The following is a 13,268-nucleotide window of genomic DNA, read 5'->3' as shown; positions in this document are numbered from 1 at the left end:
TGTAAGCCCAGCGATGCACGGCCCGGCGACCCGCATCGCCTTCACCGACCCGCATCGCCGTCACCGGGCCGCGTCGCCTTCGCCGGTCCGTCCTGTGTTCGCCGGCGGTCTGCGCTGCGTTCGCCGGTCGGCATCGCCGCGCACCTCGCCGTGACGCGCCGAGTTCACCAGTCCGCACCTTGCTCGCGTGGCCGTGTTGCGTTCGCCGGTCCGCACCGTGCTCGCCGGTCCGCACCGCCTTCGCCTGGCCGCGTCGTGTTCGCCAGTCCGCACCGTGCTTGCCTGGCCGTGCTGCGTTCGCCGGTCCGCGCAATGCTCGCCGGCCCGCACCGCCTTCGCCTGGCCGCGTCGTGTTCGCCACTCCGCACCGTGCTTGCCTGGCCGCGCTGCGTTCGCCGGTCCGCGCAATGCTCGCCGGCCCGCACCGCCTTTGCCTGGCCGCGTCGTGTTCGCCAGCGCACACCGCGCTCGCCGGTCCGCATCGTGCTTGCCCGGCCGTGCTGCGTTCGCCGGGCCGCACTGGGTTCGGCGGGTCCGCACCGGAGCCGAGGGCCTAGACCCGGATGCCGGCCACCGCGAGCTCGGCGATGCGAACCTCCTCGAACGCGGCCCCGAGCTCATCCAGCCGCTCGGGCGTGAGCGAGGCGCGCAGTTCGGGCAGCAGGACGGTCTCCTCGTGCTCGACGTGGCGCCGCACCGCCGCGATGAACTCCTCGAGCTTGTCCTCGAAGTCCGGCCCCTCGGGCGAGATGCGCTGCAGGTCGTGCAACATCCGCTCAGCCTCGTGATGCTCGTCGGCGCCGTGGTGTGCCTCCTCGGCCGAGGGCAGCTGCGGGTAGACCCTCTGCTCCTCGGCGTGGCTGTGCGCGGTCAGCCGGGCTGCGCATTCGTCCAGCAGAAGCTGGCGGTCTCCGTCGCCGTCGCGCAGACGGTCGAAGAGTTGCTCCATCATCCGGTGGTCGTTCGTGATCAGCGTGACGGCGTCGGAAGCCATGTCTCCTCCTTGGTTCGTCACCTCCCACGGTCGCGCGTGACAGCCCGGCGGCGCGGCCAAAAGCCGAAATCGGCCGGGCGTCGACGCCGGCCCACGCGGCCGGAACCCGAAACGGCCTCCACCCGGCCAGCCCGCGCCCCAGAACGAGCGACCCAGCGACGGCACCACGCCGCGCACCAGTCCCACGCCGCACAAACGAGCACTGGGCGGTGAGCGCTGCGATCAGTCCCGCGCGCCGCAGGGTGAGCGCTGCGGTCAGCGCCATGCCAGGCAGTCGGCGCCGCCGCATCAGTCGCGCAGCGAACGCGATGAGGGCGAGAGCGGTGCAGCGGGCGGAGTCCGGTCAGTGCCACACCGGGCAGCGGGCGCCGTCGCATCAGTCGCGCCGCCAGCGCGATGGAGCGAGCGCGGTGCGGCGGAGTGCGGTGCGGCGAACGCGGCGAAGCGAAGGCGATGGAGTGAGCGCGGCGCGGCGAGCGGGGTGCGGCGAAGGGGGTGCGGCGAGGCGAGCGGGGTGCGGCGAAGGGGGTGCGGCGAGTTCGGCGGCGGCGAGGGCACAGCGAACGCGATGGAGCGAGCGCGGTGCGGCGAGCGCACAGCGGCGAGCGCACAGCGGCGAGCGCACAGCGGCGAGCGCACAGCGGCGAGCGCACAGCGGCGAGCGCACAGCAGCGAGCAGGAGGCGGCGAAGGCGGTGCAGCGAGTTCGGCGGCGGCGAGCGCACAGGCAAAGGCGACGCAGCGAACACGATGCAGCGAGCGAAGTAGCCCGCGCCACGAGTCAGGGCCGGCCCGCGAGTCAGAGCCGCGCGGCGAGCGCCCGCACCGCGGCGAAAAGAACCCTCCAAGTGGCCAAATCCCCTGATCACCCCGAAGATCAGACCATGGGTACGTACCTGTTCGTAGCCGGCGCCCGCCCCGCCCGCCTCCACGACCACGCGCCCATCGGCCCCGGCGGCTGGGTCCGCCTCCCACCCGGCGACCAAGGCCTCCGAGCCACCCGAGCCGTAGTAGCCCCCGGCCTCGCCGGCGTCTGCCCCGCCCGATCCACCTCAGCCCCCGAACTGGCCGCCCTGGGAGCCGCCCTGGCCGAGGCCGAGGAGTCGATCGGCCTCCCGGTGGGCAGCATCGCCGTCATGCCCGCCGTGGAGACGGCCGCCGGCCTCCTCGCCGCCGCCGAGCTGGCCCGCGCACCAAGGGTCACCCGGCTGCTACTCGGCGAGGCCGCCCTGCGCGCCGAGCTCGGAATGGGTGCGGCAACCGAGCGTGACCTGCTGTGGCTGCGCTCGATGACCGTCGTGGCCGGCGCCGCCGCCCGCCTCGGGCCGCCCGTCGCGGACGTATGCCCTGATCCGGGCCGGTTTGAGCAGTCCTGCCGGGGTCTGGCCAGGCTGGGCTTCGGCGGGCGGCTCTGCGAGGGTGACGAACAGCTGCGGCGGGCCGCCGAGATATTTGCCTGCGCATGAACATTGTCGGCAAATGATATTTCCACACGACAATTAGTGACTGTCTGCATTGTCGACAATGCATTCTGTGATCATTGCGGCAACGTAAAGTTAACATCACACCGGGGTTGCCTATATCGGAAGACATCAGTCGGAAATCGGTCCGGTACAGCCGTTTGGGTCCGTACGGGTTGACTCACCGGCGGCGAACGGATGAGCCGGAATGAGGCGATCGTCGTTCGATCACGTACGTCGGTATTGACACGGATCGGCCGCTCTGTGATTGTGCACAACGTCGATGCGACAGCCAGGGAATGAGCCACTTGCCCGTTCCGGCTGGGCCCGCGTCCGACGTGCATTGTCAATCTCGGATGCCTGCGGGGACTTTTCGTGACCCAAAGCCAGAGCTCGCTGCCCGTGCCCGCCCAACGGCAGGGTCGCGACCCGCGGCAGAGCCCCGAGCGCCGGCCAACCCGCCACACCGCCGCCCTGGCCCGCCGCGAGGAGCCGCTGCCCCCGGGCCGCGCCCCCGAGGCTCGCTCCGGGCAGCGCGCCGGCCGGCGCATCGTCGACCAGCTCCGCCTCATCGTCGCCCTTCCGCTCGTCGCCGTCGTCGTGTTCGCCGGCGTCGCCTTCATCGCCACCGTGCAGGAGGTGAACCGGGCGCGAACCCTCCAGGACCTCTCCGCCCTGTCCACCGACGCCGGTGGTCTCGCACACGCGCTGCAACGCGAGCGCGCCGCGGCCGTCAACGTGGTCCTGCACAACGAGGCGACCCAGCAGGACGCCTTCCAGCAGCAGTCGATGCTGACCGACGACGCCGTGCGCAAGTACAACGACCAGCGCCACAACCTCGCGGGCGGCGGTGACTCCGAGACCCTCAAGCGCATCGACGCCGACCTCGGGGCCCTCGCCAAGCTGCGTGACCAGGTGCGCAACGACAAGCGGGCCTCGGTCTCCGCCGTCGCGTTCAGTTACCGGATCACGATCGCCGACCTGCTGGAGTACCGCGAGTCGGTGGCCCGCTCCGGCGCCCCGACCGATCTGGCCGACGAGATCCGCGCCGCGGCGGCCCTCTCCCGCGCCGCCGAGGCCATCGGCCAGCAACAGGCGGCCGTGCTCCGCGCGATCGCCGCGGGCGAGCTGACCCCGGCGCTGCAGCAGGAGATCACCGCGACCCGCACGAGCTTCACGGAGCAGTCGGTCGCGTTCACCCAGCTCGCCCCGGCCGAGTGGCGGACCTGGTACGAGCAGGCCGGTATGGGCGACCAGGTCGTCGCCGCCCAGCGCCTCCAGGACCAGGTCGGCCGCACCGCGCCCGGCCAGCGGATCGGCTTCGAGTCGGCCGCCTGGATCAACGCGATGTCCGGCTACGAGGGCCTGCTGTACCAGGTCGAGCAGCAGGTCGACGAGAACATCGAGCAGGCCGTCACGGTCGTGCACGACGACCAGATGACCCAGGCCGCCCTGCAGACCGCGGGCGTGGTCGTCGTCCTGCTCGTCGCCATCGTGCTCACCGGTTTCGTCGCCCGGCGCCTGACCCGGCGGCTGCGCTACCTGCAGGACGCCGCGCGGACGGTCGCGTACGACCAGCTGCCCTCCGTCGTTGCCGAGCTGCGCGCCGCCGCGCCCGGCACCGTCGATCCGGACGAGGTCGCCGACCGCGCCAGCTCGACCCTCGTGGTGGCGGGCTCCGACGAGGTCGCCGACGTGGCCCAGGCCTTCCGGGCCGTCCACCGCGAGGCGGTCAAGATCGCCGGTGAGCAGGCCGTCATGCGGTCCAACGTCGCCGAGATCTTCGTCCACCTCTCCCGCCGCGAGCAGCGGCTGGTCGACGCGGTGCTGGCCCAGGTCGACAAGGTCGAGCGCGACGAGACCGACCCGGACCGGCTGCAGGAGCTGTACCAGCTCGACCACCTGGCCACCCGCATGGCCCGGATCAACCTGAGCCTGCTCGTCCTCGGTGGCTCGGGCGCCGCGCGCGTCCGGCGCGAGGATGCCCCGCTGGGCAAGGTGCTGCAGGCCGCGATCTCGCAGATCGAGCACTACGTGCGGGTCCGCTTCGGCAGCGTGGACGACGACGTCGCCGTGGTCGCCGAGGCCGTCGACGAGATCGTGCACCTGCTCGCCGAGCTGCTGGACAACGCGACCGGCTACTCGCCGCCGGAGTCGGAGGTCTGGGTCACCGCCAGCGCCCTGGGCGACCGGGTGATCGTGCAGATCGTGGACGTCGGCGTGGGGCTCTCCCCGGCGCGGCGGGAGCAGCTCAACCAGCTCCTCGCGCAGCCGCCGGCGATCGACATCGCCGCCGTGCGAGCCATGGGACTCACCGTGGTCGGGCACATCGCCGCGCGGTACAACATCACCGTCGCCCTTCGCCCCGGCCAGCACACCGGGACGCTCGCCGAGATCGTCATCCCCAAGGACGTCTTCCGCCCGATCATGGCGTCGGAGCGGGGACCGCAGCTGGCGCCCGCGACCGTCGGGGCGCCGGAGCACAACGGCAACGGCTCCCGGCCGGGCAACGACCTGTTCACGCCGCAGGCGCGGCCGAGCGAGCCGAGCCTGTTCGAGGTGCCGGCCCAGCAGTGGGCCACCCAGGAGCTCACGCCGATCCAGTCCTCGGCGACGACGCAGGTGTTCACGGCGCCGGACTACGACAAGCCGCTGCCGGACGCCCAGCCGTACCAGAACGGCCAGTCGTACCAGAACGGCCAGTCGTACCAGGACGCACCGTCGTACCAGGACGCGCAGTCGTACCAGGACACCCAGTACCGGGATGCGGCGCCCTACCAGGCGCCGGCGTACCCGCCGCCGCCCGCGCACGCCCAGCCGGCCCCGCCCGGGCCCGGCATGTGGCCGCCGCTGCCGGAGCCCGAGGTCTCGTCGATCCTGGCCTCGGCCGAGGACGACGCGATGGAGCTGCCGATCTTCAACTCGGTCAGCGGCTGGTTCCACGTGGAGACCCCGCCCGGCCTGGAGCCCGAGCCCGTCGGCGCGATGGCCGGGACCTCGGCCGCGGCTTCGGCCGGGACCTCGGCCGCGGCCCCGCAGGCGGCCGCGCCGGAGCCGAAGAACTGGGAGAGCGCGGCCGACGCCGGATGGCGCGCCGCCGCCGAGGCGGCCACGCCGCAGGTCAGCTCCACCACCGCGGCGGGCCTGCCGGTCCGCGCGGCCGGGCGGCAGCTGGTGCCGGGCGCGGCCGAGCCGACGCAGCAGCGGCCGGGCGCACCGATGCAGACGGGCACGCCCAAGCGCGACCCCTCGCGGGTGGCCGCGGCGATGTCGGCATACGCACGAGGCGTCGCGAACCGGCGCCCGCAAAGCTGATCGGCTCCGGGGGGAACCGTTGGGATGTATATGCAACAGCTGGAGAGGACCACGTCTGTGACCGACCCGAGTAATCTCGGTTGGCTGCTGGATAGCTTCGCGAGCCGCACCCCCGACGTCAGCCACGCGCTGGCGATCTCCACCGACGGTCTCGTGCTGGCCCACACCCGGGCCCTGCCCCGAGACCGGGCCGACCAGCTCGCCGCCACCGGCAGTGGTCTCGTCGCCCTCCTCGCCGGAGCCGCGCGCTTCTTCGACGCGGGGCAGGTCATCTCGAACGTGACGCAGCTCGACGGCGGCTTCATGTTCTGCATGGCCTTCAGCGACGGCGCGTCGATGCTCGTGCTCGCCTCGCCGAACGCCGACGTCGGCAAGGTCTCCTACGAGATGACCGAGCTCGCCAACCGCATCGGCGACGCGCTGACGCCCGCCATACGGGGACAGATGTGACCGATCCGCACCGGCGCGGACGCCCGACCGCCGTAAAGATCATCATCGCGGGCGGGTTCGGCGCGGGCAAGACCACCCTCGTCGGCGCGATCTCGGAGATCCCGCCGGTGACCACCGAGGCCGTCATGACCGCCGCCAGCCTCGCGCACGACGACGCCTCGCTGGTGCCCGACAAGGGCAGCACCACGGTGGCGATGGACTTCGGCCGCATCACGCTCTACTCCGACCTGGTGCTGTACCTCTTCGGCACCCCGGGGCAGAAGCGGTTCTGGTTCATGTGGGACGAGCTGTGCCGCGGGGCCATCGGAGCGGTCGTCATCGCCGACACGCGGCGGCTGGCGGACTGTTTCGGCGCCATCGACTACTTCGAGAACCGCCGACTGCCCTATGTCGTCGCCGTCAACAACTTCGACGGCGCGGCGCGCTACCACCTCGAGGACATCCGGGACGCGCTGGCCGTGCACCGCAGCGTTCCGATGCTCGACGCCGACGTTCGGTCGCGGGCGTCGGCCAAGGAGATCCTCGTCGCCGTGACCGAGCACGCCCTTGCGCAGCGCGCCGGCGCTCGCCGCTAGAAACCCCCCTCAAGGAGAACAATGTTCCTGCCACGACGTTTGGTCAGCATCGCGCTGGCCACCGGCCTGGTGCTTGCCGGCGCCGGGTGCGCCAAGGACGACGACAAGTCCGGCAGCGCCGGTGCGGCGTCCACCCTGAAGATCGGCTTCCTCGGCTCGCTGAGCGGCACCTACCAGGCCGTCGGCACCGACCTGAAGAACGGCTTCGAGCTCTACCTGAAGATGCACGACGGCAAGCTCGGCGGCCACCCGATCGACCTCAAGATCGGTGACGAGGGCGACGGCGCGCAGACCGCCGTTCCCGCCGCGACCAAGCTGGTCAAGGAGGAGGGCGTCATCGCCATGACCGGCATCGTCGGCGGTGGCTCGGTGGCCGCCGTGGCGCCGCTGCTGGCCCAGGCGAAGATCCCGCTGATCGGCTCGAACGGCCGCCCCGAGCTCAAGGACCTCAACGGGGTGTGGACGACGAGCTTCATGTCCTCGGACCCGGGCCAGTCCATCGCGCAGTACATCAAGGACAAGGTCAACGGCCCGGTCTTCGCGATCGGCCCGGACTACCAGGGTGGCTACGACGAGGTCGGCGGCTTCACCACCGAGTTCGCCAAGATCGGCGGGCAGCTGGCCAACCCCGGCGGCAAGACGCTGTGGACGCCGTTCCCGCAGACCACGAACTTCCTGCCGTACTTCAGCCAGATCAAGTCCAGCGGGGCCAAGGCGGTCTACACCTTCTACGCCGGTAAGGCCGCGATCGACTTCGTGAAGCAGTACAAGCAGTCGGACATCAAGGACCTGCCGCTGTACGGCGCGTTCCTGACCGAGGGCTCGGTGCTGCAGGCCGAGGGCGACGCCGCGAAGGACGTCTTCACCACCTGCAACTACTCGCCTGACCTCGACAACGAGGAGAACCGCAAGTTCGTCGCCGCCTGGCGTCAGCAGTTCCCCGACGCGACCCCGACCACGTACGCCGTCGCGTCCTACGACGCCGCCGCCGTGCTGGACCGGGCCATCGCCGCCGCCGGCAGCAACGTGACGGCGGAGACGATCAACGAGCAGGTCGCCAAGCTGGGCCAGATCTCCAGCCCGCGCGGGCAGTGGCAGTTCGGCAAGAACCACGCGCCGGTCCAGAAGTGGTACCTGCGCCAGGTTCGCGCCGACGGCCGCGCGCTGGCGAACACGCTGGTGCAGGACCTCGCGACGGTCGGCCAGTAGTTCCTTGGACGCGTACCTGATCCCGGCGGTCGACGGCGTGGCCTATGGCCTGCTGCTGTTCGTCGTCGCCGCCGGGCTCACCCTCGCCTTCGGCGTCGGTGATGTGCTCAACCTCGCGCACGGGACGCTCTTCGCGTTCGGTGCGTACGCCGCCGCGAAGATCAGCGACGGCAGCTGGGGATCGCTCGCGCTCGCGGTGCTGGTCGGCACCGCGGCCGCGGGCCTCGGCGGCGCGCTGCTCTCACTGCTGCTGACGCCGCTGGCCGGCCGTGGCCACCTCGCCCAGGCCCTGCTCACGTTCGGCGTCGCGCTGGTGGCCGGCGACCGGCTCACCGCGATGTTCGGCAAGGACGAGCTGGCCCTGACCGTGCCCAAATCGCTGGACCGGCCGGTGGACCTCGCCGGGCACAACTACCCGGGGTACCGCCTCGCCCTCATCATCGTCGCCGCGCTGATCGCGGCCGCGCTCTTCGTCGTGGTGAGCCGGTCCCGGGCCGGGCACTTCGTGCGCGCGACGGTCGACGACCGCGAGATGGTCGCCATGCTCGGCGTCTCCCCGTTCACCGTGCGCACCAGCGTGCTCGCGGGCGCGGGTGCCCTGGCCGGGCTCGCGGGCGCGCTCGGCGCCCCGATCATCGGCGCCGGCCCGCGCACCGCCGACCTCGTGCTGATGCTGTCCCTCGTCGTGGTCGTCCTCGGCGGCATGGGCTCCATCGCCGGCGCCCTGGTCGCGGCGATCGCGGTCGGCGAGATCCAGACCATCGGCGTGGCGAACCCGGACCTGTCGACCATCGCGCCCTTCGTGCTCTTCGGCGCGATGGCGCTCGCCCTGGCCGCGCGGGCGCGCGGTCTGCTGCCGTCGGGACGGTCGGCATGAGATTTCTGCGGTACCTGCTGACGCTGGCCGTCCTGGCCCTGCTGGTCTCGTTCGCGTGGACCCTCGACCGCTACGCCACCGGGATGCTGACCCGCATCCTCATCATCGGCCTGCTCGCGGTCAGCGTCGCCCTGCTCACCGGGGTCGCGGGCCTGCCGACGCTCGGGCAGACCGCGCCCTTCCTCGTCGGCGCGTACACCACCGCGAACCTCATCGAGCACGGCCACACCATCGGCGTCGTGCACTTGCTCGCCTCGGCCGGCATGGGCGCCGCGTTCGCGCTGATCACCGCCCCGCTGGTGGTGTACGCCCGCGGCGTCGTGGTCCTCATGATCACGCTGGCCCTGGGCGAGCTGACGTCGACGCTCGCCGGGCGCTGGAAGTCGGTCACCCACGGCACCGACGGCATCTCCGTGCTCACCAGCGTGACCCCGCTGCCGGGCCTCGTCGACCTGGACACGGAGTCGTCGCGGTACCTCTACACCCTCGCCGTCGTCGGCGTGCTCGTCGGTCTCGTGCTGCTCGTGCTGCGCTCCCCGGCCGGGGCGCTGCTGCGCGCCACGCGCGACGACGCCCGCCGCATGCGCGCGAGCGGGCACCCGGTCGCCGGATACCTCACGGTCGCCTACGTGGCCGCGGGCGCCCTGGCGGGGGTGGCCGGCGCGCTGCTGTTCACGGAGCAGTCGTACGTCTCCCCGGGCGACGGCGGTTTCGACGTCGCCGCGCTCATCCTGCTCGCCGTGGTCATCGGCGGCGCGACGTCCATGGTCGGCGCGCTCATCGGCGCCGGTCTGGTGGTCGCGACCCGCGACTGGGTGGCCGAGGCCGGCCACGCGCCGCTGCTGCTCGGGCTGCTGTTCATCGCGTGCGTTTACCTGCTGCCCAACGGTCTGCTGGGCGACCACGCGGCCCTGTCCTACCTCAACCGCCTCGTCCGCCCGCGGTCGCGGCCGGCGCCCCCGTCCGGCCCGCCCCCGGCGGCCCGGATCCCGGCGCCGCGCGCGCCCGTCACGGCCGGCGAGACGGTCTCCGAGCAGGTCTCCGATCCTGTTTCCGAGCCGGGAGCGGCGCGATGATCCTGCGGGTGGAGAACCTCGGCCGGCGCTACGGCGACCTGGCCGCGCTCGACGGCGTCGCGCTGCAGCTGGCCCCGGGGGAGCGGCGGGCCCTCATCGGCCCCAACGGCGCCGGGAAGTCCACGCTGCTCAACCTGATCGCGGGCGCCCAGCGGCCGACGACGGGCCGGATCCACTTCGACGACCGCGACGTGACCCGGCTGGCCCCGGCCCGCCGCGCGCGCCTGGGCATCGGCCGCACGCACCAGCACCCGGCCGTGTGGCCGACGCTCACGGCGATGGAGAACGTGCTCGTCGCCGCCCGGCGCCCGTGGGGCCGGCTGCGGCCGAACGCGCGGGAGTACCTCGCGGCCGTGGGCCTCGCCGACGTGGCCGGCACGCGGGCCGGCAGTCTCTCGCACGGCCAGCGCCGCCAGCTCGAGCTCGCGATGGCCCTGGCCGGCGAGCCGCGCCTGCTGCTGCTCGACGAGCCGGCCGCGGGCCTGGCCCCGCCGGAGGTGGAGCTGCTCGCGGGCCTGCTCGCCGAGCTGCCCAAGACGGTCGCGGTGCTGCTGGTCGAGCACCATCTGGACCTGGTGTACGGCTTCGCCGACCACGTCACCGTCCTGCACTCCGGCCGGCACGTCCACACCGGCACCGTCGCCGAGACCAGGCGCTCGCCCGAGGTCAAGGCCGCCTACGCGGGGGTGACACCGTGACGCTCACGGTTCAGGGTCTGCATTCGGGGTACGGCGGCGGCACCGTGCTGCACGGCGTCGACCTCACCGTGCCGACCGGCGGCGCGCTGGCCGTGCTCGGGCGCAACGGCGCCGGCAAGACCACGCTCGTGCACACCATCTGCGGGCTCATCAAGCCCCGCAGCGGCCGGGTCGCCCTGGACGGCACCGAGCTCGCGGGCCGCCCGGCGCACCGGGTGGCCCGGGCCGGGATCGCCCTGGTACCGCAGGGCCGCCGCGTCTTCCCGAGCCTCACGGTCGCCGAGCACCTGAGCCTGTCCCGCCGCCGCGGCGAGTGGACCCAGGCCCGGGTCCTGCAGCTGCTCCCGCGGCTGCGGGAGCGCATGCGCAACCGCGGCGACCAGCTCTCCGGCGGCGAGGCCCAGATGCTCGCCATCGCGCGGGCGCTGCTCACCCAGCCGGCCGTGCTGCTGCTGGACGAGCCGTGCGAGGGCCTGGCCGTCGACCTCGCCGACCGCGTCCGCGCCGTCGTCGCCGAGCTGGCCCGGGGCGGCCTGACGGTGCTGCTGGTCGAGCAGCAGCCGGAGCACGCGCTCGCGGTCGCCGACCGGGTGGCGCTGCTCGCGGACGGCGTCGTGGCGGCCGAGCACACCGCGGCGGAGCTGCGCGCGAACCCGTCGCTGACCGACCACGTCCTGAGCGTCGCCACGCACGCGTGATCGTGTCCTTATGTCGGGCGCTGCGCGCCGCGACATAAGCCGATTTTTCGCTCGCCGGGGCATAAAGGCGAAAAGTCGCGGCGCGCAGCGCCCGACTTTTCGGGCAAACCTGCCGGTAGACGGCGAAAGCCGCGGGAGCCGTGGCCGGAGTATCGTGCGCGCCATGGGCGAATCGGCGCAGTGGTCGCGGGTCGACGACGGCCGCCACACGCTGGACCTGCTCACCGCCAGCTACCGGCGGCACCGGTTCGCGCGCCACTCGCACGCGACCTACGCGATCGGCGTGGTCACCCGCGGCGAGGAGCAGTTGCGCTACCGGGGCGAGCTGCTGCGCTCCGGCGTCGGCAGTCTCGCCATCCTCGAGCCGGACGAGCCGCACGACGGGATGGCCGCGCAGCCGCAGGGGTGGGCCTATCGCGTGCTGTACCCCAGCGAGGCCCTGCTCTTCGACGGCCGCACCGAGCGCGCCGGGTTCCGCGAGCCCATCGTCACCGACCCGCGCAGCGTGCATCTCATCCGCGCCGCCCACGAGGAGCTCACCGCCGGACGCGACCCGCTCGCCGCGCACTCCCGGCTCGTCTGGGCGTTCGAGGCGGTGATCCAGCGGCACGGGGCGCTGCGGGAGCCGCGGGGCGGCATCCGGGCCTCGGACGCGGCCGCGGCGCGCAAGGTCGCCGAGATCCGCGATCGGCTGCTGGCCGACCTGCGGTGCGCCCCGAGCCTGCGGGAGCTGGCGGAGGGCGTGGCGTTGTCGCCGTACCACATGTTGAGACTCTTCCGCGACGCGACCGGCTTCCCGCCGCACGCCTGGCTCGTGCTGGAGCGGGTGTGCCACGCACGCCACCTGCTCGCCGCGGGGCGCCCGCCCGCCGACGTGGCCGGTGCCGTGGGCTTCGCCGACCAGGCCCATCTCACGCGCTGGTTCAAGCGGGTGACGGGCGTCACCCCGGCCGCATTCCGCAACAGCGTTCAAGACGCGCACCCGCGCACCGGCGTGAGATCGGGGGCATGAGTCGTCGTGGCTGGTTGCTCTTCAGCGCCATGTGTGTGGTGTGGGGGATTCCGTACCTGCTGATCAAGGTGGCCGTGCGCGAGATCGGCCCGGCCGAGCTGGTCTTCGTGCGCACCGCCGTCGGGGCCGTCCTGCTGCTGCCGATCGCCCTCGCCCGCCGCGAGGTCCGAGCGTCCCTGCGCCCGTGGCTGCCCCTGCTCGCCTACACCGTGGTCGAGATCGGCCTGCCCTGGCTGCTGCTCTCCGACGCCGAGCGGCACGTGGACAGCTCGTTCACCGGCCTGGTCATCGCCGGCGTCCCGCTCGTCGCGGCCGTCCTGGCCCGCCTCACCGGCCGCGCGGAGCGGCTCACCGCGAGCCGGGCCGGCGGCCTGCTGGTCGGCCTCGCGGGCGTCGCGGTGCTGCTGGGCTTCCACGCGGGCGGCGGCGGTCCCGTGCCGCTGCTCGAGCTCGTGGGCGTCGTCGTCTGCTACGCGGCCGGCCCGCTGATCATCGAGCGGTGGCTCTCCGACGTACCGCGCTACGGCGTCGCCGCCGCCTCCCTCGTCGTGGGCGCGCTGCTGTTCGCGCCCGTGTCCGTGCCGAAGGTGCCCGCCCTCGCCCGCGAGGTGACCACGGGCCCGGCCCTGGCCGCGCTCGCGCTCGCGGTGATCTGCACGGCGCTCGCGTTCGTCCTGTTCTTCGCGCTCGTCGCGGAGGTCGGCGGCGTGCGCGCCACGGTGATCACGTTCGTCAACCCCGCGGTGGCCGTGCTGCTCGGCGCGCTCGTGCTCGGCGAGCCGGTGACGTGGCTGACCGGGGTCGCGTTTGCGCTGATCCTGGCGGGCTCGATCCTGGCGACCCGGCGCGGCTCACCCGCCCTGGAACCCGCCCCCGCGCAGTGAACGCACCGTTATGTCGGGCGC

12 protein-coding genes are annotated in these 13,268 nt (G+C 73.0%); 11 read left to right on the top strand and 1 reads right to left on the bottom strand.

What is annotated here, in order from left to right; translation table 11 throughout:
* Positions 1 to 553: 553 nt before the first annotated feature.
* Positions 554 to 994, bottom strand: a complete 441-nt coding sequence (locus AC6JBM_RS33665) for a hemerythrin domain-containing protein (protein WP_497978033.1) — start codon at positions 992 to 994, stop codon at positions 554 to 556.
* A gap of 883 nt (positions 995 to 1,877) precedes the next feature.
* Here AC6JBM_RS33665 and AC6JBM_RS33660 point away from each other — a divergent pair.
* The 11 genes from AC6JBM_RS33660 (at position 1,878) to AC6JBM_RS33610 (ending at position 13,247) form a co-directional block, all read left to right on the top strand.
* Complete coding sequence (locus AC6JBM_RS33660; protein ID WP_497978032.1) at positions 1,878 to 2,459, top strand: aldolase/citrate lyase family protein; 582 nt, start codon at positions 1,878 to 1,880, stop codon at positions 2,457 to 2,459.
* Between the two features lie 369 nt (positions 2,460 to 2,828).
* Positions 2,829 to 5,768, top strand: coding sequence for a sensor histidine kinase (locus AC6JBM_RS33655; RefSeq protein WP_497978031.1), 2,940 nt, complete (start codon positions 2,829 to 2,831; stop codon positions 5,766 to 5,768).
* Between the two features lie 57 nt (positions 5,769 to 5,825).
* The gene (locus AC6JBM_RS33650; RefSeq protein WP_223102326.1) at positions 5,826 to 6,218 is read left to right on the top strand and encodes a roadblock/LC7 domain-containing protein; all 393 of its coding nucleotides are present in this window, start codon (positions 5,826 to 5,828) and stop codon (positions 6,216 to 6,218) included.
* On the top strand, positions 6,215 to 6,793 hold the full coding sequence (locus AC6JBM_RS33645) for a GTP-binding protein (protein WP_350615396.1): 579 nt from the start codon (positions 6,215 to 6,217) through the stop codon (positions 6,791 to 6,793). Before AC6JBM_RS33650 ends, AC6JBM_RS33645 begins: the two co-directional genes overlap by 4 nt.
* A 21-nt stretch (positions 6,794 to 6,814) precedes the next feature.
* On the top strand, positions 6,815 to 8,002 hold the full coding sequence (locus AC6JBM_RS33640; protein WP_497978030.1) for an ABC transporter substrate-binding protein: 1,188 nt from the start codon (positions 6,815 to 6,817) through the stop codon (positions 8,000 to 8,002).
* Positions 8,003 to 8,006: 4 nt separating this feature from the next.
* The gene (locus tag AC6JBM_RS33635; protein WP_497978029.1) at positions 8,007 to 8,879 is read left to right on the top strand and encodes a branched-chain amino acid ABC transporter permease; all 873 of its coding nucleotides are present in this window, start codon (positions 8,007 to 8,009) and stop codon (positions 8,877 to 8,879) included.
* Positions 8,876 to 9,955: a branched-chain amino acid ABC transporter permease gene (locus AC6JBM_RS33630; protein ID WP_497978028.1), complete on the top strand. Its 1,080-nt coding sequence runs from the start codon at positions 8,876 to 8,878 to the stop codon at positions 9,953 to 9,955. The genes AC6JBM_RS33635 and AC6JBM_RS33630 overlap by 4 nt, the downstream gene beginning before the upstream one ends.
* Positions 9,952 to 10,653, top strand: coding sequence for an ABC transporter ATP-binding protein (locus tag AC6JBM_RS33625; protein WP_350615401.1), 702 nt, complete (start codon positions 9,952 to 9,954; stop codon positions 10,651 to 10,653). The genes AC6JBM_RS33630 and AC6JBM_RS33625 overlap by 4 nt, the downstream gene beginning before the upstream one ends.
* A complete protein-coding gene (locus AC6JBM_RS33620) occupies positions 10,650 to 11,351 on the top strand; it encodes an ABC transporter ATP-binding protein (protein WP_497978027.1) in 702 nt (233 codons plus the stop codon). The genes AC6JBM_RS33625 and AC6JBM_RS33620 overlap by 4 nt, the downstream gene beginning before the upstream one ends.
* Before the next feature lie 163 nt (positions 11,352 to 11,514).
* Positions 11,515 to 12,363 (top strand): AraC family transcriptional regulator, encoded by an 849-nt coding sequence (locus AC6JBM_RS33615; RefSeq protein ID WP_497978026.1) that lies wholly within the window; start codon positions 11,515 to 11,517, stop codon positions 12,361 to 12,363.
* Positions 12,360 to 13,247 (top strand): DMT family transporter, encoded by an 888-nt coding sequence (locus tag AC6JBM_RS33610; protein WP_497978025.1) that lies wholly within the window; start codon positions 12,360 to 12,362, stop codon positions 13,245 to 13,247. The genes AC6JBM_RS33615 and AC6JBM_RS33610 overlap by 4 nt, the downstream gene beginning before the upstream one ends.
* Positions 13,248 to 13,268 lie beyond the last annotated feature (21 nt).

This window comes from Dactylosporangium thailandense, from assembly GCF_059739745.1.
The sequence above is the reverse complement of the archived record's forward strand: the minus strand, read 5'-3'. Positions and strand labels throughout refer to the sequence as shown.